Annotated in this window: 19 protein-coding genes and 1 pseudogene; 5 read left to right on the forward strand and 15 right to left on the reverse strand. The window is 68.4% G+C overall.

The annotated features are described in order from the left end of the window. Positions 1–47: 47 nt before the first annotated feature. From OIE67_RS54340 to OIE67_RS54360, 5 genes are all read right to left on the reverse strand, one after another. Positions 48–1,199 carry a tannase/feruloyl esterase family alpha/beta hydrolase gene (locus tag OIE67_RS54340; protein WP_326635091.1) on the reverse strand — a complete coding sequence of 384 codons (1,152 nt, stop codon included), beginning with the start codon at positions 1,197–1,199 and terminating at the stop codon, positions 48–50. Then, complete coding sequence (locus OIE67_RS54345; protein ID WP_326635093.1) at positions 1,200–2,198, reverse strand: alpha/beta fold hydrolase; 999 nt, start codon at positions 2,196–2,198, stop codon at positions 1,200–1,202. After that, a complete protein-coding gene (locus OIE67_RS54350; RefSeq protein ID WP_106241045.1) occupies positions 2,195–3,469 on the reverse strand; it encodes an MFS transporter in 1,275 nt (424 codons plus the stop codon). Before OIE67_RS54350 ends, OIE67_RS54345 begins: the two co-directional genes overlap by 4 nt. A 31-nt stretch (positions 3,470–3,500) precedes the next feature. Beyond that, entirely contained in the window at positions 3,501–5,453 is a 1,953-nt protein-coding gene (locus OIE67_RS54355) for a helix-turn-helix domain-containing protein (RefSeq protein ID WP_326635096.1), read from the reverse strand. Between the two features lie 108 nt (positions 5,454–5,561). Further along, complete coding sequence (locus tag OIE67_RS54360) at positions 5,562–6,326, reverse strand: 3-hydroxybutyrate dehydrogenase (protein WP_326635099.1); 765 nt, start codon at positions 6,324–6,326, stop codon at positions 5,562–5,564. Positions 6,327–6,566: 240 nt separating this feature from the next. Between OIE67_RS54360 and trpD the strand changes: the two genes are divergently transcribed. Continuing rightward, the gene (gene trpD, locus OIE67_RS54365) at positions 6,567–7,640 is read left to right on the forward strand and encodes an anthranilate phosphoribosyltransferase (RefSeq protein WP_326635101.1); all 1,074 of its coding nucleotides are present in this window, start codon (positions 6,567–6,569) and stop codon (positions 7,638–7,640) included. A gap of 68 nt (positions 7,641–7,708) precedes the next feature. On the opposite strand, the gene OIE67_RS54370 is transcribed toward trpD, so the two are convergent. The 5 genes and pseudogenes from OIE67_RS54370 to OIE67_RS55725 form a co-directional block, all read right to left on the reverse strand. Next, positions 7,709–9,094, reverse strand: coding sequence for a class II fumarate hydratase (locus OIE67_RS54370; RefSeq protein WP_326635103.1), 1,386 nt, complete (start codon positions 9,092–9,094; stop codon positions 7,709–7,711). A gap of 59 nt (positions 9,095–9,153) precedes the next feature. Then, positions 9,154–11,256 carry a serine/threonine-protein kinase gene (locus OIE67_RS54375; RefSeq protein WP_326635104.1) on the reverse strand — a complete coding sequence of 701 codons (2,103 nt, stop codon included), beginning with the start codon at positions 11,254–11,256 and terminating at the stop codon, positions 9,154–9,156. Positions 11,257–11,291: 35 nt separating this feature from the next. Further along, the gene (locus OIE67_RS54380) at positions 11,292–12,401 is read right to left on the reverse strand and encodes a serine/threonine-protein kinase (protein ID WP_326635105.1); all 1,110 of its coding nucleotides are present in this window, start codon (positions 12,399–12,401) and stop codon (positions 11,292–11,294) included. Between the two features lie 70 nt (positions 12,402–12,471). Next, positions 12,472–12,702, reverse strand: coding sequence for a Fe-Mn family superoxide dismutase (locus OIE67_RS54385; RefSeq protein WP_326635106.1), 231 nt, complete (start codon positions 12,700–12,702; stop codon positions 12,472–12,474). A 49-nt stretch (positions 12,703–12,751) separates the two neighbouring features. Further along, positions 12,752–13,432, reverse strand: a pseudogene (locus OIE67_RS55725) (hypothetical protein); the annotation flags it as partial. A gap of 27 nt (positions 13,433–13,459) precedes the next feature. On the opposite strand from OIE67_RS55725, the gene OIE67_RS54390 reads away from it, so the two are divergent. From OIE67_RS54390 to OIE67_RS54405, 4 genes are all read left to right on the forward strand, one after another. After that, complete coding sequence (locus OIE67_RS54390; protein WP_106240653.1) at positions 13,460–13,648, forward strand: DUF5999 family protein; 189 nt, start codon at positions 13,460–13,462, stop codon at positions 13,646–13,648. A 595-nt stretch (positions 13,649–14,243) separates the two neighbouring features. Then, the gene (locus tag OIE67_RS54395) at positions 14,244–15,887 is read left to right on the forward strand and encodes a recombinase family protein (protein WP_326635107.1); all 1,644 of its coding nucleotides are present in this window, start codon (positions 14,244–14,246) and stop codon (positions 15,885–15,887) included. Positions 15,888–15,953: 66 nt separating this feature from the next. Then, positions 15,954–16,859, forward strand: coding sequence for an AAA family ATPase (locus OIE67_RS54400; RefSeq protein ID WP_326635108.1), 906 nt, complete (start codon positions 15,954–15,956; stop codon positions 16,857–16,859). Positions 16,860–17,640: 781 nt separating this feature from the next. Further along, a complete protein-coding gene (locus OIE67_RS54405) occupies positions 17,641–17,853 on the forward strand; it encodes a hypothetical protein (RefSeq protein ID WP_326635109.1) in 213 nt (70 codons plus the stop codon). 180 nt (positions 17,854–18,033) lie between these two features. On the opposite strand, the gene OIE67_RS54410 is transcribed toward OIE67_RS54405, so the two are convergent. The 5 genes from OIE67_RS54410 to OIE67_RS54430 all read right to left on the reverse strand — a co-directional run bounded on the left by OIE67_RS54410 (position 18,034) and on the right by OIE67_RS54430 (position 22,481). Then, positions 18,034–18,249 carry a hypothetical protein gene (locus tag OIE67_RS54410; protein WP_326635110.1) on the reverse strand — a complete coding sequence of 72 codons (216 nt, stop codon included), beginning with the start codon at positions 18,247–18,249 and terminating at the stop codon, positions 18,034–18,036. A gap of 284 nt (positions 18,250–18,533) precedes the next feature. Continuing rightward, positions 18,534–18,938, reverse strand: a complete 405-nt coding sequence (locus OIE67_RS54415) for a hypothetical protein (protein WP_326635111.1) — start codon at positions 18,936–18,938, stop codon at positions 18,534–18,536. A gap of 61 nt (positions 18,939–18,999) precedes the next feature. Next, positions 19,000–19,848 carry a helix-turn-helix domain-containing protein gene (locus tag OIE67_RS54420; RefSeq protein WP_326635112.1) on the reverse strand — a complete coding sequence of 283 codons (849 nt, stop codon included), beginning with the start codon at positions 19,846–19,848 and terminating at the stop codon, positions 19,000–19,002. A gap of 8 nt (positions 19,849–19,856) precedes the next feature. Beyond that, complete coding sequence (locus OIE67_RS54425) at positions 19,857–20,357, reverse strand: DUF6879 family protein (RefSeq protein ID WP_326635113.1); 501 nt, start codon at positions 20,355–20,357, stop codon at positions 19,857–19,859. Between the two features lie 450 nt (positions 20,358–20,807). Further along, positions 20,808–22,481 carry a fumarate hydratase gene (locus OIE67_RS54430; protein ID WP_326635114.1) on the reverse strand — a complete coding sequence of 558 codons (1,674 nt, stop codon included), beginning with the start codon at positions 22,479–22,481 and terminating at the stop codon, positions 20,808–20,810. Positions 22,482–22,545: the final 64 nt, after the last annotated feature.

The raw sequence follows: 22,545 nt of genomic DNA on the forward strand, positions 1-22,545 counted from the left end.
CCGCCACCTCACCGACTGACGGTCAGGGCGCTGACGGCACCCGCCGTTCACCGGCGGGTCCAGCCCTCCAGCTCCTCGAAGGCGCTCCTGAAGGCGGGCAGCATCGGGGTGAGCCGGTCGGGGTAGAGATCGACCAGGCTGTCCAGATGGTTGCCGCCCTCGACGCGGTGATACCGGAACGGCCGGTGCGGGCCGACCATCTTCGCGTAGACGTCGGAGTCGCGCGAGATCGGCAGCAGCGTGTCCAGCGTGCCGTGGATCGTGATCAGCGGCTTGGTGATCCGGCCGGTCAGTGCGATCTTCGCCAGGGCCGCGTACGGCCTGCGCCGGTCGTAGTCGTAGTCGGCCGCCGCGCCCTGGTAGGACGGGTCCAGCTCCTTCTGGTAGAGCTGCTGGGTGAGCTCCCAGTAGTACTGCTGGTGGAACGGCCACAGGAACTCCGAGCCGGCCGCGAACCCGGCCGCCCGCACCCCGTCCTCGTCCGGGTACGCCTTCAGCGCGGGCGGCAGGAAGTTCAGCAGGTTGTCGCCCTTGACCCGCCAGAGCGTGCCCTCCCAGTCCACGCCGCCGTCGTACAGGTGACCCTGGTTCTCCAACTGCCACCTGACCAGGTAGCCGCCGTTGGAGATGCCGGCGGCGTACGTACGGGCGGGTTTCCTGCCGTAGTGCTGCCTGACCACGGCCTTGGCGGCCACGGTGAGCTGGGTGACGCGCTCGTTCCACTCGGCGATGGCGTCGCCGGGGCGGCGGCCGTCCTCGTGGAAGTCCACGCCGACGTTGCCCTTGTCGGTGCTGGCGAAGGCGTAGCCCTTGGCCAGCACCCAGTCGGAGATCGTGTAGTCGTTGGCGTACTGCTCCCTGTTGCCCGGGGTGCCGCCGACGACCAGGCCGCCGTTCCACTCGCGCGGCAGCCTGACGACGAACTGGGAGTCGTGGTTCCAGCCGTGCGTGGTGTTGCCGTGGGAGGTGTCGGGGAAGTAGCCGTCGATCTGGACGCCGGGCACGCCGGTGGGATTGACCGTGGCGGCCGAGTGCAGGCCCGCCCAGTCCGCCGGGTCGGTGTGGCCGGTCCGGCTGGTGCCGGCGGTGGTCAGGTCGTCGAGCACGGCGATCTCGGTGTGCTCGGCGCCCGGCACGGTGAGCTGATGGTGGCCGGGCGGCGTGAGTAAGCTCGCCACCAGCGTGAGCGCGACCAGCATCTACGCCTCCCTCAGGTGCTCGGCCAGCAGGCGCTGGAAGTCCTCGGGGCGCTCCAGGTGCGGGCTGTGACCGCAGTCGTCCAGCACCGCCTCCCGGTAGGGCCCGTACCGCTCCAGCACCGCCCGCGTCTGCCCCACCATGGGCTGGGCCGGCGTGCCAGGGGAGCCGGGCACGACGCCGAGCGCGCCGAGGTGGGCCAGGTCGAACAGCGACGCGTCCGAGACGATCACGTCGTCGGCGCCCCTGATCCACAGGACGGGCGGCTTCGGCTCGATCTCGTGCAGGTCGTCCAGCCGGAAGCGGGTGGGGCCGAGGGCGTTCAGCACGCCGCTCTTGCCGGGGGCCACGCCGGGCCAGGCGTCGGAGGTGACGGCGTCGCCGGGGTAGTGCGCCTCGCCGACCCTCGTGGTGAGCATCGCGCGGACGTAGAAGTCCTCGTCGGGGACCTCGTTCTTGACGTACGAGGAGCGGAAGACGCTCCGCGGCGAGGTGGGGGACTCGGCCGACAGGTCGCCCGCCTTGAGCCGGGCCACGAAGTCGGGGTTGGCCGCCCCGGCGCCCGCGCCGGCCCCGTCAGGATGCGTCAGCCGGCCGCTGAGGCCCTCCGTACCGCCGTAACCGTAGGGGGAGACGGGGTTGACCAGGGTCAGGCTCCTGACGAGCGCCGGGCGGTCGCGCAGGACCTGGAGGACGACGCCTCCGCCCATGCTCCAGCCCACCAGGTGCACCCGGTCGAGCTCCAGCGCGGCGATCAGTTCGAGCACGTCGTCGGAGTAGTCGCGCAGCCCGCGGGTGGCGTCCACCGGCGCGGGGTCGGTGTCGCCGAAGCCGCGCAGGTCCATCGCGAGCGGCCGGTAGCCCTCGGGCAGCGCGGCCATGGCGTCGCGCCAGAAGGCGGCGGAGGAGACGTTCCCGTGCACGAACAGCACGGGTTCGCCGGTGGTCCTGCCCTCGACGGTCAGGACGTTCTGGGTGAGCCTCGACGTGGTGATCCTCATCGCGCGTTGATCCTTTCCGCCAGGTCGCTGCCCCGCGTCTCGCGTGCGGCGTAGACGGCGGCCAGGGTGAGCAGCGCCGCCAGACCAAGGTAGACCGAGATGGGGACACTGCTCCCGTACGCCTGCAGCAGCGCCACCGCGATGATCGGGGCCAGCGCGCCCGCCACGATCGCCGACAGCTGCGCGCCGATGGAGACGCCGGTGTAGCGGGTCCTGGTGCCGAACAACTCGGAGAAGAACGCCGCCTGCGGGCCGTACATCATGCCGTGGAAGAGCAGGCCGACGGTGACGGCCAGGGTGATCGCGAGGAAGTTGCCCGTGTCCACGAGCGGGAAGAACGCGAAGATCCACACGCCGATGCCGGCGGCGCCCGACAGGTAGATCGGGCGGCGGCCGAACCGGTCGGACAGCGCGCCCCACATCGGGATCGTGACGAAGTGGATGGCCGAGGAGATCAGCACCGCGGTCAGCACGGTGGAGTTGTCGACGTCGGTCTGCTTGGCGTACGTGATGACGAAGACGGTGAGCAGGTAGAAGGAGATGTTCTCGGCCAGGCGCGCGCCGATCGCGATGACCACGTCCTTCGCGTGGTGCTTGAGCACTCCGACGATCGGGGCCCGCTCCTCGGGCGGCGCCTGCTGGAACACCGGCGACTCGGTGATCGTCAGCCGGATCCACAGCCCGATCAGCACCAGCACGCCCGACAGCAGGAACGGCACCCGCCAGCCCCACGCCAGGAACGCCTCCTCCGACTGCCAGGCGGCCAGCGCCGCCAGCACGCCGGTCGCCAGCAGGTTCCCGCCGGGCGCGCCCGCCTGCGGCCATGAGGCCCAGAAGCCGCGCCGCGCCGTGTCGCCGTGCTCGGACACGATCAGTACCGCGCCGCCCCACTCGCCGCCGAGCGCGAAGCCCTGCACGAGCCGCAGCGCCGTCAGCACCAGCGCCGCGGAGGGCCCCAGCGTCTCGTACGTCGGCAGGCAGCCGATCAGGAACGTCGCCGCCCCCATCGTCAGCAGGCTGACGACCAGCAGCGTCTTGCGGCCGATCCGGTCGCCGAAGTGGCCGAAGACCAGGCCGCCCAGCGGGCGGGCGACGAAGCCGACCGCGTAGGTGAGGAACGCCAGCAGCGTGCCGGTCAGGGGGTCGGACTCGGGGAAGAAGAGCTTGTTGAACACGAGGGCGGCTGCCGAGCCGTACAGGAAGAAGTCGTACCACTCGATGGTGGTGCCGATCAGGCTCGCGGCGACGATCTTCTTGATGGAAGTGGCCATGCCGGTCACCGTAGGTTGTGACCGGAGTCACTCATATGGCGTCGGGACCCACAGTCTTCCCGGTGGATGTGTGGCCGAGCCGGTGCAGGCGGAGCGCGAGCTGGATCTCCAGCGCCCGCTCCGGCTCCAGCCAGCCGTCGCCCAGCAGTCTCCCGACGCGGTCGAGCCGCTGCGTGACGGTGTTGACGTGGATGTGCAGCGCCTCGGCCGCGCGGGAGGGCGAGCCGCCCGCGCCGAAGTAGGCCGCCAGCGTGCCGGCCAGCGCCGTGCCCCTGCGCGCGTCGTAGTCGATCACCGGGCCGACCACCCGGTCCACGAACCCGCGCACGTCGTGGCCGTCGCCCACCAGCAGCCCGACGAAGCCCAGCTCGGCCGCGCTCGCGCCGTCGCCGGCCCGCCCCAGCGCGATGAGCGCCTCCGCGCACCGCCGCGCCTCCTGGTAGGCCGCGGCCACGTCCCGTACGCGAGAATCGCCCTGCTCGTCCCTTACGCGCGGGTCGCCCTGCGCGCCTCGCGACGGCTCGGCGGGGCCGACGGCGGGCGCGGCGCCCGCCGTCGCCGTGCTCTGCAGCGACGCGGACAGCTCGGCGGCGGCCCGCTGGGCGACCGCGCCCGCGTGGTCGCCGGGGAGCAGCAGCACCACCTCGTCGCCCCGCCCCGCCGCCAGCCCGTGCCGCACCGCCGCCTGTGAGGAGGCCCAGAACGCGGCCCGTTCCCGCTGGCCGCCGTGCTTGACCACCACCACGACGTGCGGCGCGCCCAGATCCACGCCGAGCCGGCGGGCCCGGTCCGCGAGCCCGGGGGAGCCGGGCCGCGAGATCAGGTCGTCGAGCAGCTCGCCCCTGACCCGGCCCTCCGCCTCCGCCACGCTCCTGCGGAACAGCAGCAGCAGCGCGCACACCAGCGCCGCCCGCTCCAGGATGCGCTCGTCGGCGTCGTCGCTGCGCAGCACCAGCGTGCACAGCGGCTCACCGCCGACGTCCACGGACGCGATCAGCAGATCGCCCCTGCGCACCGTACGTCCCAGCGCCCGCGACGCCTGCGCCGCCTCCAGCACGCCCACGTCCGGCTCCGCCAGCTCGCCCGCCGCGCCGCCGATCGCCCGCCCCAGGTCGTCCAGCACGGCCAGCGAACCGCCCAGCACGTCCGTCACCACGGCCGCCACGTCCTCGATCCCGCCGCCGCGCAGCACCAGCGAGGTCATCCTGTCGTGCGCCATGGCGGCCCGCTCGACCGCCTGGCCATGCTCCCGCGCCGTCCTGTGCGCGCGCGACAGCTCCTCCAGCGCGTTCCTGGTCTCCTGCAGCAGCCTGGCGTTGTCGATCGCGACGGCGGCGTGCGCCGCCAGGCTCGCCAGCAGCGACACCTCCTCCTGGTGGAACGGCCGCGCGCTGCGGTTGGCCGCCATCAGCACGCCGATCACCCGCTGCCCCAGCCGCAGCGGCACGCCCAGGATGGCGACCAGGCCCTCCTCGGTCACCGCCTCGTCGATGTCCTCCTTGTGGCGGAACCTGGCGTCGGCGAAGTAGTCGGCCGTCGCGTACGGCGTCGCCGTCTGCGCGACCAGCCCGCCCAGCCCCGCCCCCATGGCCAGGCGCAACGCCCGGAACTTGGCCGAGATCGACCCGTCGGTGACCCGCATGTAGGTGTCGCCGCGCTCGGGGTCGTGCAGCGTCATGTACGCGACGTCCGTGGCCAGCAACTGCCTGGCCCGGTGCACGATCGCCTCAAGCACGGCGTCCAGGTCCCGCAAAGCGGCCAGGTCGCCGGCCGTGTCGTACAGCGCCGACAGCTCGGCCTCGCGCCTGGCGCGCCGCTTGAGCAGGTCGCGTACCTTGAGCGCCTCGACCTTGGCCTGCTCCAGCTCCTCGATCGCGGCCGGATCCGCCCCCGCCGCCCTGGCCCGGATGATCGGCCCCTCGAACTCGACCGCCGACGCCTCCCGGGCGAGCAGTTCGAGAAACTGGATACTGAGTGCGGGCATGTGTCTAATCTGCCGCACTGCGTGCGGCGGGTTCGGTCGCCATATGCCGCCCACTTCCCCCGCTCCGGTCGCTTCGCTCTCTCCACTCCTCCAGAGGACGGCACTCCCTCACCGGGCGGTCCAGCCGCCATCCACGGGTAGAGACACACCGGTGATGAAGGACCCACTGGGGCCGCAGAGGTAGGCGACCAGGTCGGCCACCTCCTCCGGCTCGATCAGGCGCTTGATCGCGGCGGGCTCCAGCATGATGTCGCTCACGACCTCCTCCGGCGCGATCCCGTGCACCCTGGCTTGGTCCTCGATCTGCGCCTCGACCAGCCCGGTGCGTACGTAGGCGGGGCAGACGCAGGTCGAGGTCACCCCGTGCGGCGCCCCTTCGAGCGCCACGACCTTGGAGAAGCCCTCCAGCCCGTGCTTGGCCGCGGTGTAGGCCGACTTGTACGGGGACGCCCGCAGCCCGTGCACCGACGAGATGTTCACGAACCGCCCCCACCCCCGGGCGTACATGCCGGGCAGCACCGCGCGCGCGATCAGGAACGGCGCCTCGACCATCACCCGGAGCATCGTCCCGAAGACGTCGGGCGGGAACTCCTCGATCGGCGCCACGTGCTGGAACCCCGCGTTGTTCACCACGATGTCCACGGGCTCGTCCGGCAGCGCCGCCGTGAAGCCGGGATCGCTCAGGTCGGCCACCACGGCCAGGCCGCCGACCTCGGCGGCCACCTTCGCGGCGGGCTCGGCCCGCATGTCCACGACCAGCACCCTGGCCCCCGCCGCGGCCAGCCGCCGGGCGCAGGCCGCCCCGATGCCGCCGCCCGCCCCCGTCACCAGCGCGGTGCGCCCCGTCAGCTCTCCCGAGAGATGCTTCGCCATACTCCGCACCCTAAGCGCTGGCCGGCCGGCGTCGCATGGGTGCGGGCGACATAGATGAACGGCACGGTATGTGGATCTACGGCGTCTGCTATGTTGGGCGCATGATCGCGTATACGTCCCAGTGGTGGCCCGCCTCCTAGGCGGACCATCCAGCGCATACGCACCCGGCCGCCTCGACGAGGCGGCCGTCACCGTTCAGGTGGGTGTCCCCCCGTCGAGCACTGACGAGAAAGGGCACTCATGACCGGCACCGCCTTCACCTGGCCACGGCTTCTCACCACGCTGCTCGACGGCGCTTCGCTGACCTCCCGCCAGGCCGCCTGGGCGATGAACCAGATCATGACCGACCGCGCCACCGACGCCCAGATCGCGGCGTTCGCCGTCGCGCTGCGCGCCAAGGGCGAGAGCGTGGCCGAGGTGGCCGGGCTGGCGGACGGCATGCTGGCCGGGGCGGCGGCGATCCGCGTCTCCGGCAACCCCGTCGACCTCGTCGGCACCGGGGGAGACCGCGCCGACACCGTCAACGTCTCCACCATGGCCGCCGTCGTCGCCGCGGCGGCGGGCGCCAAGGTGGTCAAGCACGGCGGCAGGGCCGCCTCGTCGGCGGCGGGCGCGGCGGACGTGCTCGAAGAGCTCGGCGTGGTCATCGACCTGCCGCCGGCCGCGGTGGTCAGGGTGGTGGAGGAGGTCGGGATCACGTTCTGCTTCGCGCCCGTCTTCAACCCGGCGCTGAGACGCACCTCGGGGCCGCGCCGCCAGCTGGGCGTCCCCACGGTCTTCAACTTCCTCGGCCCGCTGACCAACCCCGCCCTGCCGCCCAGTCAGGCGGTCGGGGTCTTCCAGCCGGCGATGGCCGAGGTCATCGCGGGCGTGCTGGCCGAGCGCGGCGGCTCCTCGCTCGTCTTCAGGGGCGACGACGGGCTCGACGAGCTGACGACCTGCGCTCCCTCGACCGTCTGGGTGGTACGCCGGGGCGTCGTCACCCGCACCGCCTTCGACCCGCTCGACCTGTCGATCCCGCGCGCCCGGCTCGACGACCTGCGCGGCGGCGACGCCCGGCACAACGCGGACGTGGCGCGCGCGGTGCTGTCGGGCGAGCCGGGGCCTGTGCGCGACATCGTGCTGCTGAACGCGGCCGCCGCCCTGGTGGCCGCCGACGGCACCCCGCCGGCGGCCGAGCTCAAGCCGGCCCTGGCCGCGGCGCACAAGCGGGCGGCTGACGCCGTCGACTCAGGCGCCGCGGCGTCGCTGCTCACCCGCTGGGCCCAGGCCACCCAGGCCGCCGCCACCCGCACCCGGCCCGCCGACACCTGACCGCCGCCGTCCGGGCGCGCCCCCGCGGTCCGGTGTGACCGGCAGCGGGTCGTCCCAGGTGTTCGTGGTCAGGGGCGGGTCATCGACAGGACGTCGAGTGCGGCGTCGAGCTGTTCCTCGGTGAGCCGCCCCTCGGCCACGTGGCCGCGCTCGATGACGACCTCCCTGATCGTCTTACGCTCCGCCAGTGCCTGCTTGGCGATCTTCGCGGCCTCCTCGTAGCCCACGTACCGGTTCAGCGGGGTGACGATCGACGGCGACGACTCGGCGTACTCGCGCAGACGATCCACGTTCGCGGTGATCCCGGCGACGCAGCGGTCGGCGAGCAGGCGCGAGACGTTCGCCAGCAGCCTGATCGACTCCAGGATGTCGCGCGCGATCACGGGCAGTTGCACGTTCAGCTCGAAGACGCCGGACGCGCCCGCGAACGTGATCGCCGCGTCGTTGCCGATCACCTGGGCCGCGACCATGGCCGTGGCCTCGGGAATCACCGGGTTGACCTTGCCGGGCATGATGGACGAGCCCGGCTGCAGGTCGGGCAGGTTGATCTCGGCGAGCCCGGCCCGCGGCCCCGAGCCCATCCACCGGAGATCGTTGGCGATCTTGGTCAGTGACACCGCGATCACCTTGAGCTGCCCCGACAGCTCCACTATGGAGTCCTGCGCGCTCTGGGCCTCGAAGTGGTCCCTCGCCTCGATGAACGGGATGCCGGTCGCCTCGCGCAGCTTGCCGATCGCCTCGTGCGCGAACCCCGGCGGCGTGTTGATCCCCGTGCCCACCGCGGTGCCGCCCAGCGGCAGCTCCAGGACGTGCTCCAGGGCGCCCAGCACGCGGACGACGCCGTGCTCGACCTGCGTCGCGTACCCGCCGAACTCCTGGCCCAGCGTCACCGGCGTCGCGTCCATCAGGTGGGTGCGCCCCGACTTCACCACGTCGTCGAACTCGATCGCCTTCGCCCGCAACGCCTCCGCCAGGTGCCGCAGCGAGGGCACCAGGTGGTAGCTCACCTCGGTCGCCGCCGCCACGTGGATGGAGGTCGGGAAGACGTCGTTGGACGACTGCGAGGCGTTCACGTGGTCGTTGGGATGCACCGGCCGGCCCAGCCGCTCCTCGGCCAGCGTCGCGATCACCTCGTTGGCGTTCATGTTGGACGAGGTGCCCGAGCCGGTCTGGAAGACGTCGATCGGGAAGTGGGAGTCGTGCTCGTTCTCCGCCACGTCCGCGGCGGCCTGCGCGATCGCCTCCGCCATGTCCTTGTCGATCACGCCCAGCTCGCCGTTGACCTCCGCGGCCACGGCCTTGATCAGGCCGAGGGCGGCGATGTGGGACGGCTCCAGCGGGCGCCCGGAGATCGGGAAGTTCTCCACCGCCCGCTGGGTCTGCGCACGCCACTTCGCGCCCGCCGGCACGCGTACCTCACCCATCGAGTCATGTTCGATCCTGAACTCGCTCATGACTTCAGTCTGGCTCACGCGCGCGCGTTCGCTTCGGCGACACCACCCGGTGCCCGGCGTCAGCTGGAGAAGAGCGCCACGATGAGGACGGCGATCACCACGGCGGCCGCGGCGGCCACCGCCATGAGCACCAGCATGCCGTTGCGGTTGCCCGCGGGCTTCTGCTCCGGCTGGCCGGCGATGGAGAACAGGTCCGTGCCGAGGCCCTGGCTCTCGTACGGAATCTGCGGACCGCCGGCCTGCTGGGCGCCCGGTCCCATCGGCGGCTGCTGCCCCGGCTGGTGCGGACCTGGTTGCTGGGGACCCGCCTGCTGGGGGCCTGCCTGGTGCGGGCCCGTCTGCTGCCGGTCTCCCTTGGGCGGCGGGTAGACCTGCTGTCCGGGGGCTCCGGGCAGCTGCGAGGGGATGCGCGTGGTGGCCATGGAGCCCTCGTCGCGCTGCGGCGGCCTGCCCTGGTCCGAACCCGGCGCGAAGGGGCCCTTCGGACGGGAGATGCTGACCGTGCGCTCGGTGTCGTAACCCTCGTCACCGCCGCCCGCCGCGCCGCCCGTCCCGCCGGCCTGCGGCTGCGAGCCGAAGTGCTGCTGCTGCCCCTGCGGGGGGTAGCCGGGGGTGGTCGAGTGGGGCACGGTCGGCGCGCCCGAAGCACGCATCGGCTGCCCGCCCTGCCCCCCAGGCCGCTGCCCCGAACCGCCTTGGTTCGGTCCGCCCTGGTGAGGTCCGCCCTGGTTGGGTCCGTTATGGCCGGGTCCGCCTGGCCCCTGTGCGCCGGGACCTCCCTGCCCGCCCCCGGCATGGGGGCCGCCCTGTGCACCGGGTCCACCCGGAGCGTTGGGGCCACCGGGTCCCTGAGGGTTGAAGGCGTTGGGTCCGACAGGACCACGTCCGCCCGAACCACCGGGCCCCTGCGGGCCTCCCGGGCCTTGCGGACCGCCCTGCCCGCCCGGACCGCCGGGTCCTTGCGGACCGCCAGGACCGCCTGGCTGCGGTGCGCCGCCCATCGGTGCGCCGTGGCCGGACTGTGGGCCACCGCGCCCGCCGGGACCCTGCCCCGGAGCGCCGGCGCCGTACGGAGGACTGCCCTGCGCCGGCCCGCCGGGCCGCCCCTGCCCGGGACCCCCTGAGCCCTGCCCGGGCCCGCCGGGGCCGGGCACGGAGCCCTGGCCAGGGCCGGTCGGCCCGTGGGGAGCTCCGGCCTGGGCAGCCGCCGCGCCCTGGACACCGCGGCCGCCTGGACCCTGGCCTCCCGCGGTGGGGGGTTGCTGGGTGGCGAACGGATCGGGCAAAGCGGCCTCCTGCGCCATAAGAGCCTCGGCCGTGAGCACCGGCATCTCGCTCGTGGGGGTGTCGGCGACCATGCGCAGCAGGGTCTCCGCCTTGGCAGCGTTGAGCCGCTGCCGGTAGTCCTTGCTCAGCAGCCCGTTCAGCACCGGCCGCAGTTGCCCCGCCTGCGTCGGCGGGTCGGCGCTCTCGGTGAGCAGCGCCGCCAGCGTCTCCGCGATCGTGGACCGCTCGTAGGCGGGACGTCCCTCGACCGCGAAGTAGAGGGTGGCTCCGAGCGACCAGATGTCCGACTCGGGGCCGGTGTATTCGCCCCTGGCGCGTTCTGGGGCGGTGTAGCCGGGTGAACCGATCACCATGCCGGTCTTCGTCAGCCGCGAGTCTCCCTCGGCCTTGGCGATGCCGAAGTCGGTCAGCACCACCCGGCCGCTCTCGGTGATGAGCACGTTGCCCGGCTTGACGTCACGGTGGGTGATGCCCTGGGCGTGCGCGGCGCGCAGCGCCCCGAGCAGGTCGACGCCGATCTCCGCCACGAGGCGCGGCGGCAGCGGACCTTCCTCCTCGATCACCTGCTCCAGCGAGCGGGCCTCGATCAGCTCCATGATGATCCACGGGCTGTCGTCCTGAATCAGCACGTCGTGGATGGAGGCCACGGACGGGTGGCTGATCCGCGCGGCGATACGCCCTTCGCGGACCATGCGTTCGCGCAGCTCGGTCCGCTGTTCCTCGGTGAGCCCGGGATCCTGGCGGATTTCCTTGACCGCCACCTCGCGCCCGAGCGCGCGGTCGCGAGCGCGCCAGACCGTGCCCATCGTGCCCCGGCCGAGCGGGGAGATGAGCTCGTAGCGCTCCGCGAGCAGGCGTGTCTGCTGTTCCGGCATGAGAAGAAGATATCGATTCTCGCTTGGGAAGTGCTTTACCCTCGCTTGCGAAGTTCTCTGGGCCAGAACCGTCGAGGAAGGCACAACTTTATCACCGTAGCTTTGAATCGAGCATAAGCCGAAGGAGTCGGCCGCGATTCGACGCGCTTCCTGTGCACACCCTCGCCGGGCTTGCGTTCCTGCCGGGGCGAGGGCACGTTCACGGGCGGTGGGGGAGCGTCGGCCCGGTGCAGCCCACGGTGCGAGGGCCTGCGCGCGAAGGCGGGCTGGGTGGCGGGCGAGGGCTGGCGCGCGGGCTTGCGCGGGCTCAGCGGCTCTTCCGCGGATCCGCCGGCGGCGACCCTGGTCAGCATGAGCGAGGCGCGTACGGAGTCGAGGCGCGTCGCCGGGTCGATGCGCAGCAGCGCGTCGAGGACGGGCGCCAGCGGACCCGCCTTGGTCATCGGGATCGGCTCGCCGCTGGTGAGCGCCGCGAGCGCGGCGGCCGCGGTGCGCCGGCCGTGCAGCCCTCTGCCCTCGACGGCGGTGTAGAGGGTGGCGCCGAGCGACCACAGATCGCCGGCGGGGCTGGCCTTCGAGCCGAGCACCCGCTCTGGAGCGATGTAGCCCGCCGACCCCAGAACGATGCCCGCCTGGGTGATGGAAACGTCACCTTCGAGTGCGGCGAGCCCGAAGTCGGTGAGCACCGCGCGATCCTCGGTCACCAGCACGTTGCTCGGCTTGACGTCGCGATGCAGGATGCCCTTGGCGTGCACGGCCCGCAGCGCGCCGAGGATCTGCCGGCCGATCTCGGCGGCCCGGCGCGGATGGAGCGGTCCCTGTTCCTGGATGAGCTGCTCCAGGGACTTCGCCCGGAGCAACTCCATCACGATCCACGGCCGATCGTCCTCGGTGACCACGTCGAACACGGTGATGACCGAGGGATGCGTGACCATGGCGGTGGCCCGGCCCTCGCGCTCGGTACGCGCGCACAGCTCGGCACGCAGCTCCTCGTCGAGAACGGACGGCAGCCGCACTTCCTTGACCGCCACGTCCCGGTCAAGCAACTCGTCATGTGCCCGCCAAACGGTGCCCATGCCGCCCCGACCGACCGGCTCCATGAGCCGATAGCGCGCGGCGAGTAGGTAACCGGAGGGCGCACGCATGCCAGGCAGCTTACCTATTTGTGTAAACCGACCAGTAGAGGCGGGGCCGATAATTTGTTGCGAACTTAAGTCAACCCGCCTGACTCGTCACGTCAGCAAACCTCCGGGCCACATCCTCCCAGTTGATGAGGCCCCACAGTTTCTCGACGTAGTCCGGACGGACGTTGCGATACTGAAGGTAGTACGCGTGCTCCCACGCGTCGAACACGAGCAGCGGCGTGGTGTTCATCCTCACATTGCCGTGGTGGTCGTAGACCTGCTCGACGACCAGCCTGCGGCCGAACGGCTCCCAGGCCGGCACGCCCCCACCCGGACCCCCGCACCGACGCGGTCGCGGTGGTGAGCTGCCGCTGGAACGCCTCGAACGTACCGAAATGCGCCAGGATGGCGTCCGCGAGCGAGCCTTCCTGGCGGTCGCCGCCGTCCGGCGACAGGTTCTCCCAGAAGATCCAGTGCGGCACGTGGCCGGACATCGATCCCTGGATGAGATTGTTGCCACCTAGTCGCAACTGCATCAGACTTGCGACCAGGTCCTCCCTCGGCAGGGCGGCGAGGGTCGGATCCGTCCCGCCGCGCGGGCGGCTCGGCCCCGGTCGCGGGCGTGTTTGCCCGCATGGCTCTCTCAGGGTGTTTCCGCAGTTCACCGGGCATGTGTGTCGGCCGGCACAACCACTCGCCGAAATCCTGTGCATGATGCCTGGTAGGGGACTTTCAGGCGTACGGCAGGCTGGCTTACAGAAACCACGGGGATCCGTCAGCGACTTGTAAGGGTGCCGTAAGAGGGCGGGGGCATGGTTAAGCCAAGAAAGAAGGCGAGCTCCCGGAGACGGCCGGAATCTGTCGGTCCCGAACGTCAGACTGAGGGCATCCATCGAGGTCCTGCCACCGAAGAACCACCGAAGAACGACCGAAGAAGGACGTGATGAAGATGCGCCAGATCCAGGTTCGCCGCCGGCCGAAGAAGTCGACCAGAGCCGCTCTGGACCTTCGCACTCCGTCAGGGCGCCAGCTGCCCTTTTGAAGACCCGCATTCAGGAGCGCAATCTGAGAGGTGCGCGATGTGCAGTCACTACCCCGTTTGCCCGAGTGCCGACTCCCTCGACCGCGAGCGGTCGCACGTCATCTCGGCCCACCCCGACCAGGGCTGGAGCCTCCTCTGCAACGGCGTCGTGCTGTTCGACGACACCGGCCTGCTGCTGCCCGACGGCTCCGTCGTGGCGCCGCACCGGTCCCCGGTGGCCGCGTGAGCGCCACCTCCTGGGTCACCGGGCCGGAGCGGCGGCCAGACCTCCCGGCGATCCGTGAGGTCCCGCTCGCGGCGTCCCCGGCCGCGCCCGAAGCCGACCTGGTCGAGGCGCTCCGTAGGAACCCCTCCCGGCTGCCCGGCCTGTCCGTCGTGACCGAGCACGATGGGCGCGTGACAGGGTCCACGACGCCGGCGATGCCCTGGCGCTCGTCCTCGGGCACCCCGTTCACCACCCCCGCTCCGGCTTCGTCCGCGCCTCCGCGTACGGCACAAGGGCCCTTCGACGGCCCTTCGACGTGCCCGGCGAGGCCATGATGGCGCTCGTGCCCGACGAGCGGCGACCGGTGCCCACCGGCACGATCGCCCACCCACCACCCTTCGGCCGCTGATCCGCCAAGCCGCCACCTGGGTCGCCGGCCTCCGGCCGGTCAGTCAGCCTCCGCCCGGCCTTCGATCCGCCCGGCCCTTGATCCGCCGTCGCGAGACTGCCGTCGCGAGAGTCAGCGGTGGCCGATCGACAGGACAGGTCCAGTCTTGTCGGTGAAGAAGTCTTCTCACTTGTTTGTCTAACTGCAACTGCTCTACGATCACGGATCGTGATCGAGAACCCCCGCGTGCTAGGCGTGATCAGACTCAGCGTCACCACCGACGCCAGCACAGCCCCCGAACGTCAGCGAGACACGATCCAACACTGGGTTACCGCCCCACATGTCGCAGGAACCGTGATCGGATGGGCTGAGGACCTGGACGTGTCCGGTGGCCTGGACCCTTTCAAGCGACCGAAGCTCGGCCCCTGGCTCACAGAGCGGGAGAGCGAGTTCGATGTCATCGCCGTTCTCAAGATCGACAGGCTCACCCGTCGTTCGAAACACTTCGCCGAACTCGTCGAGTGGTGCGAGCAGCGCGGCAAGACGATCGTCTCCGTGACTGAGAGCATCGACATGTCTACCCCGATGGGGAAGATGTTCGCTCAGATCATCGCGGCGTTCGCAGAGGGGGAGCTGAACACGATCCGCGCCCGAATCCAGGCCAGCGCGCAGACTCGCCTAGAGATGGGTGTGTGGACCGGGGGAGTGCTGCCGTTCGGGTACCAGTTCACAGACAGCACAGCGGGCAAGGGCAAGAAGCTGGCCCAAGATCCCGAGTATGCGGCTCTGCTCAGGGAGATCGTGGACAGGGTGAAGGCCGATTGGTCGGCCTACCGGATCGCCGTGGACCTCAACAGGCGCCAGGTGCCGACATGGCGGGACTACTTGCGCATCAAGTCGGGGAAGCCCCCTCGGGGAATCCAATGGACTTCCGCCACGATCGTCGCCATCGTCACCAACCCCACCGCTGCGGGGCTCTTCACTTACAAGGGAGAACAGGTGGAGGACGATGAGGGCAACCCGGTCATGATCTCGTCCGACCCGATCATGACTCCCGACGAGTGGAACCAGATGGTCGTTCGGTTCACCACCGATGAACGGAAGGCGGTCAGGTCCACACCCTCACGTTCGATGCTCGGGGGAGTGGCCACCTGCGGCGTCTGCGGTGCCAACATGTCGTCCGCCAAGAAGTCGAAGAACACCGTCAAGGGAACCGAGTACTTCTACTACGCCTGCAACAACCTCCAGACCGGTACGTGCCGGTTCCCGGCCCGAAGCACGCGGGAGCGTCTTGATCAGTACGTGAACGACGCTGTTGGCCGCGCCCTCGGACAAGTCCCCGTGTTCGAGAAGTCATCCGTGGACTCCGGCCCGATCCGCACCGAGCTGGAGGCCGTGAAGAAGCGGCTCGATCGACTTGAGACGGACTACATGGCCGGTAGGTACGACGAGGAAGGACAGCAAGAGTCGTACTGGAAGATGCACAAGAGCCTCTCGGGGAAGATCTCTCGTCTTCGCGCGGAAGTGGAAGTGCTGGACAGTGCCCCGAAGTATGTGAACACCGGCAGGACCTACGCGGAGGTGTGGGCAGAGAAAGACGTTGAGCAGAAGCGAGCCTTCCTCAAGAAGCACAACATCCGCGTCGTGGTCTTCCGAGACCTGGTTGAATGGTCCAAAGAGAGTGTCGTGGTGGAGTTCCTGAATCTGAAGGAAGTTATCCAGGACAATAATCTTCAACTGGATGATCTGGACTACTACAGGACCGACTTCAACACCCCGCTTGGGGATGACGGGAGCACTCTTCCGCTGGAGCAGCTTACCGAGATGGCAAAGGCTCGCATCGCCATAAAACAGGAAGCATTGGCTCTGTAGTTCTCAATCGAAATCGCCCCGCTACGGCGGGGCTTGTTCATGTTAAAGCGTAATGAGTCTTCCCGCATGGCGATCGTTCCCCTGTTCGAGCTTGCCCAGCAGGTCGAACGTGACAGGTTGTTTGTTATTGATGGGCTTGTCTCGTCGCCGGGGACTCTCGTCTACGGCCAGCCCAAGGCGGGAAAGTCTGTCCTCGTCACCCAGCTTGCTCACGCTCTGGCCAATGGGGAGCCGTTCTTAGGCGTTCCTGCGGATAAGCCGCAATCTGTGGCCATCGCATTGACGGACGCGGGGGCATTGCCCGAGTTCATCTCACGATACGCAAGGCTAGATTCTACGTATAAGAATGTCACTTCGCTCACGGAGCCACGAGGGTATGACCTTGAACGATCAATCGAGAACGCCGACGTTCTGATCGTCGATAACTTGGATGGGCTTCTGCCCTCAGACGCTGATCTCAACAACCGGCACACGGTCAAGCCGACATTGGAGCGGCTCACCAAGCTCATCGAATATGGCATGCCTGTTGTGCTGGTCCATCATGCGAGTAAGCCGGGATTGGGCAAGGGGAAGACGCCGATGGGAACGCAGTTCATTACGTCATGGCCTCGCCATATCCTGCACCTGGAAGTCAACGGGCAGGGTTCTGGAACCCATCAGCTCACCGCGAGAGGCAACCACGTGCCGAGCACGGTCTACCGGCTGGCCCTTGAGGATAAGGGCAGCTTGCACTTCGCGGTGGCCCAGGCCGGTGAGGTCGAGCAGAAGAAGGACGGACATCGAGATACGGCCACACGGGACAGGAACCTGAGAATGGCCCGCTGGATCGTGGCCAACTGCGACGGCCTCAGCCGGAACAAGGCGGCAGCCAACTCGCTGTTGAGTTCGGCGGGGGTAGTGCCGAGACCTATAAGAAGTACATCAGCTCGCGGAGGATCCCGGTGGTCCAGTCGGGTACCGGGTGGCGGTTGACGGGCGCGGCCGAGGAGCGCCTGACAGCGCCGAAGGGGTGAGGTGGGGACTGGGACTGGGGACCCTAATAGGTGGGTCTCCGCCCCACCCTTTACCCACTTGAACTCACTTGATGGCCGCCCTTTTGGAGGGGCGGCCTTCTTCGGCGTGGTAAGTGACCAAGACGCTTGGGGCCTTTGGAGAGGCCCCAGCTTGTGAACAACCCTTGAGTAAGACCCCGTCCCCAATCGGGGTCCCGGGGCGACGGAGGTCGATCACGTTACGGTTGTGGCCGGCGTGGCTGGCACCGCTCTGTCTGACGGCGCTCTGCCCGACTGGGCCGCCTTCGGAGCGCTGGCGCTCCAGGCTGGTGGCGCTGCTCTTGCGAGATACGTGCATCGCATGCTGAACGCAGATGTTTCCGACTAGCCTCGTATTGAGGGGCATCGTACGGGCCCAGGTTCTTGGCGCGGATCTCTGGAGGGCACGTTAGATGTCGGACGGTTTGCACAAGCCGCGGCGCCTTACTGTGGCAGCGGAGATCTCTGCCGTGGTGGCGGCACTTCTAGCAGGTGTGGCGATCGTCATTGCGCTTCTCGCCTTGCAGCATGACAAGGAAGTCGCAGGCTCTTCGGCCCAACGCCCTCCGACCTCAACGCCCTCTACGGCTGCCCCTTCAAAGACCCCCTTTCCATCCACGTCACCGACTGCGCTGCCGTCCTCTCATGTAGAGGATGTCTCTTACGGAGCCGCACAGGTGGCGGAGCCGGATTGGCGAGAGAACTGGCCAATGTGGGCCGTGGTGCTGATGCACATCCTCTGGCTAGTCAAGACCGGCCTAGTGGTCAGCATCGGTCTGAAGGCGGGCGGGCGCGTCAGCGTCGCCTTCGTGTATCTCGTGACAGCGACTTATTTCGTATGGATGCTCTGGCCCTCGATCGGGGCTGCAGGCGCCGTGCTTCCCTCGCTGGTCGCCCCAGTAATGCTTGTAAGGGTAGCAACGTACGATGCATGAGATCTTGTCCGGTTCCCCTTTCCCGGACAACAAGATGCCCCACCTCTTTGGAGGTGGGGTTTTGTCGTTCCTATGACCTCTGCAAGACAGCAAGTTATCTCAATACCAGGAGGCATTCCTAGGCATTCAACCAAGATATTATCGCTCCCAGAATAAGCCGGGGGCGTCTATGTGGCAGGCTCAGACAAGCTCGCTCTGATCATCCTGCGGGAACTCCACACGAAGGATGTCGGCCTCCAACTCGGTGCGCGGGCGGTCGCCGCGCACCTGTCCAGGGTGCTTCATGTCCCAGAGTCGCCCTATGACGAAATCGCTGAGCGTCGTCAGTTCCCTTGCGCGTTCCTCGCGGGTCAACGGGATTAGCGGGTCGCGCCACGCCGAGCGGGGCCTACTCATGGTCAGTTTCTCCTCAACATGCCGGGAGCGCTCCAATTATGCGGACCGGGGCAACGCTCGCCTTCCCGGGGCTGCGTTCCGGTTTTCGTCTAGCTGGGCCTGCAAGGCTTCCTCTGCGGCAACCTTCTCCGCCAACTCATCGAGGTCCCGCGCTATGAAACCGTAGGTCAAGCCCTGGTCGTACATGGATTGCGCGTACTTACGCCGCGTGGCGGCGCAGCCTCGAAGCCATGTACTGATCTCCCACGTCTGCCCGTACTTCGCTTCCAGCGCCGCAACGGTGGTCATACGGGCACTCCCGCGTTCTGCGCCACTAGGAAGGCGACACGGGCAGGCAGGCACGCCGGCACGACCTCTACCCTGTCGGCCTGCGGCTCGTTGTCTGCTCCGACGCGCACCAACTCGACCATGTAGCTACCGGAGCGGGGGCCAATGGTCACTGTGGCGACTCGCCAGCCCGCGTCTGCGTAAATGACGAGCTGTGGCGGATACCAAAGCCTTTCGGCGGATGGGTCGGGCTTGGTCTCACACTGGATCGCCAACCGCTTGATCAGTTGGGCGTTGACGCCTACGGCTGTCAAGCACTCAAGAACCCGGTTCAAGGCCGCGTCCTGGGTTGCTGCTTCCTCCTGCGGTATCGGCTGGCCTAGCAGGTCGTCAGCCGATGGTGTCGTGTGCGTGAGGGCCATGCCTCGACGGTAGGAGCGGGCGATCTACGGGCTCAACGAGTGTGCTTGAACTTGCTCCAAATCAACTAACGTCAGCGATGGCAGCAGCGATGAGCTGCCGGGCCGCCGTGCCGTAGACCGCCAACTCAGACATGTGGCTGAAGCCTCGGGCGTATTGAGCGATCTCCGATGGCTGGCTGACGTTGATCTCCGCAGTCAGGAGTTCCACCTGTACCAGCGTGTCGTCAAAGATGTTGAACGTCTCCACCGGCCACATACGCCGTTCGGCGCTCTGCGGGATGATTCCCAGGGACACGGACGGCAAAGACATGATCGCTAGTAGGTGTCCTAGTTGTCCGGCCATCACTTCCGCATCCCCGACGCGGCTGCGCAGCACCCATTCCTCGACCAAGACCGCAAAGCGGTGATTTCCCTCGTGCAGGAACCGTGCACGTTCCACACGCGCAGTCACGGCCTCGGTCACGTCATTGGGAGCTTCTCGGAAGGCGGCAATTGCCGACAGCAGCGCCTCAGCGTAGGCAGTGGTTTGGAAGAGCCCAGGAATGACGTTGGAGCAGTAGACACGGAAGTGTCTCACCTGCTCATACATCTTGATCTTGGAGAGTTGGAGCTGCCGCAGGCCAGTCTTTTGGAGCCGCTTCCACTCCACGTACATCAGATCGGCAGCCCGCGACGCGGCGATCAGTTCCGGGATTTGGCCCTCCGCTCCGCAGGCGGCACACCAGGCGCGGATGTCCGACTCTGACGGGACCGTTCGACCATGCTCGATCTTCGATGCTTTCGACTCATGCCACCCCGCCACCTGTGCGACAGCTCGGGCTGTCAGCCCGGCATCAAGGCGGATTTCGCGTAGGCGCTGGGCTATGCCCTGACGTGCCTGCTGGGCGCTTGAAGATGGCGAGGTATGCATGTGAGCGATCAGACGAGCCGGTACTCCGCATGATCAATGGCGCGGTCCCAGACCGCCTCAAAGGCGGCTAGGCATTGCCTGATCACGTCGGGGTCGCGAACCAACTCCTCGCCGAGATACCGGCCGTCTCCTGCGAAGAATCCGAAGCGGATCAGGTGGTCGTCGAACACCCACAGGTCGTTCCCTGGGAGTAGGAGGTCCGACGCCTGCCGCCGAGCAAGCCACCTGACCAGTTCCCCAGCCTTGATGTTCATGGAGTCGGTCACCGAGTGCTCGAACCGGATGTAGTCGGTCACCGGTTCGGACACGATCCGCGCCCTGCGGACCACCACGCCTCTTGCTCGTGCGTCTCCTATGAGCTGGTGCCAGTCTCGTTCTCGCTGTGTGCGGTCATAGGGCGGCCCACCCTGCCACGCGATGAACGACGGGTCATCGGGCACGTAGGCGTCTCGCATCTCCAGGTGAACCGCCGAATGCTGGGCGCTCGCCAGCATCTCCTCAAAGGTCATGAGCGGCTCCACCACACGCCTCCATCAGGAGCTTGGCCATGCGTCGCGGGACGCGGACGACCTTCTCATTGTCGGGGATTGGGCTACGGGCGGCGACTTGGGCTAGATCTTCCTGCCCAGCCACTTCCCACCCTTGTATGACGATGCTGCCGTCTGCCTCGTCCACCCATACGGAAGGGCAGTTGTTCCCGTCCGTGTTCGGGTCGATGCCGATGAACCGTAGCGCCATGGTGCCCTCCGATGCTCCGAGTGTGCTTGAACTTGCACACGCGAGCCTGAACGGCTGCTGTGAAGTCGTCAAGGGATAGCCCCGAGATCGGTGTTATCAGGGTCGGCACAACGTCAGCACCGGTGCTGACAACAGCCGTGATCAACCCGGAACCACAAGAAGCCCCAGACTTCCGGACATGTGCCGCAAGCTGAGGCTTCTTGTCTCTAGTGAGGAGTCGCCTACCTGGGCGAACGGGTTGGGATGCCTACGAAAGTAGCCCCGCCATCAAGTTGACGTTGATCAAAGAAATCGTTGCCCTTGTCGTCGACGACGATGAACGCGGGGAAGTCCTCGACCTCGATCTTCCACACCGCCTCCATCCCCAGCTCCGGATATTCGAGCACCTCGACCTTCTTGATGCAGTCCTGCGCCAGCCGCGCCGCCGGGCCGCCGATGGAGCCCAGGTAGAAGCCGCCGTGCTGCTGGCACGCCTCGGTGACCTGCTTGGAGCGGTTGCCCTTGGCCAGCATCACCATCGAGCCGCCCGCGGCCTGGAAGCGTCCCACGTAGGAGTCCATGCGGCCGGCCGTCGTCGGGCCGAAGGAGCCGGAGGCGTAGCCCTCGGGGGTCTTGGCCGGGCCGGCGTAGTAGACGGCGTGGTCCTTGAGGTATTGCGGCATCTCGCCGCCGTTGTCGAGGAGTTCGGCGATCTTGGCGTGCGCGATGTCGCGGGCGACGACCAGGGGGCCGGTGAGCGAGAGCCGCGTCTTGACCGGATATTTCGTGAGCTGGGCGAGGATTTCCGGCATGGGCTGGTTGAGGTCCACCTGGACGACGTCGTCGGAGAGGTGCTCGTCGGTCGTCTCCGGCAGGTAGCGGGCCGGGTCGGTCTCCAGCTTCTCCAGGAAGACGCCCTCCGGCGTGATCTTGGCCAGCGCCTGGCGGTCGGCCGAGCAGGAGACGGCGATGGCGACGGGGCAGGAGGCGCCGTGGCGCGGCAGCCGGATGACGCGGACGTCGTGGCAGAAGTACTTGCCGCCGAACTGCGCGCCGATCCCCAGCTTCTGGGTCAGCTCGAAGACCTTGGCCTCCATCTCCAGGTCCCTGAACCCGTGGCCGGACGCGGAGCCCTCGGTGGGGATGGAGTCGAGGTAGCGGGCGCTGGCGTACTTGGCGGTCTTGAGCGCGTATTCGGCGGAGGTGCCGCCGACGACGACGGCCAGGTGGTACGGCGGGCAGGCCGCGGTGCCCAGCGAGCGGATCTTCTCCTCCAGGAAGGCCAGCATGCGCTTCTCGTTGAGCACGGCCTTGGTCTCCTGGTACAGGAACGACTTGTTGGCCGAGCCGCCGCCCTTGGCCATGAACAGCAGTTTGTACTCGTCGGGGTGCCCGTGGGGGTCCTCGGCGTAGATCTCGACCTGGGCGGGCAGGTTGCTGCCGGTGTTCTTCTCCTCCCACATGGTGAGCGGAGCCATCTGCGAGTAACGCAGGTTGAGCTTGGTGTAGGCGTCGTACACGCCGCGCGAGACGTGCTCGGCGTCGAGCCCGTCGGTCAGCACGTGGCGGCCGCGCTTGCCCATGACGATGGCGGTGCCGGTGTCCTGGCACATGGGCAGCACGCCGCCGGCCGAGATGGAGGCGTTCTTCAGCAGGTCGAGGGCGACGAAGCGGTCGTTGCCGCTGGACTCGGGGTCATCGACGATCTTCCTGAGCTGGGCGAGGTGCGAGGAGCGCAGAAAGTGGGAGATGTCGTGAATGGCCGTCTCGGTGAGCAGCCGCAACGCCTCCGGATCGACTTCGAGGAACGTACGCCCTGCCGCTTCGACCTTCCGCACCCCCGCAGGCGTGATCAACCGGTATTCGGTCTCGTCGGCTCCCAGTGGAAGCAGGTCGGTGTAGTCGAACTCGCCCATGTCCATCCTTTCGGTCCTCCAAGAGATTACGCTCCCTTGGCACGACCGGCGGACCGGCTCCGGC

Source organism: Nonomuraea fuscirosea (genome assembly GCF_035917475.1).
Classification (GTDB): Bacteria; Actinomycetota; Actinomycetes; order Streptosporangiales; family Streptosporangiaceae; genus Nonomuraea; species Nonomuraea fuscirosea.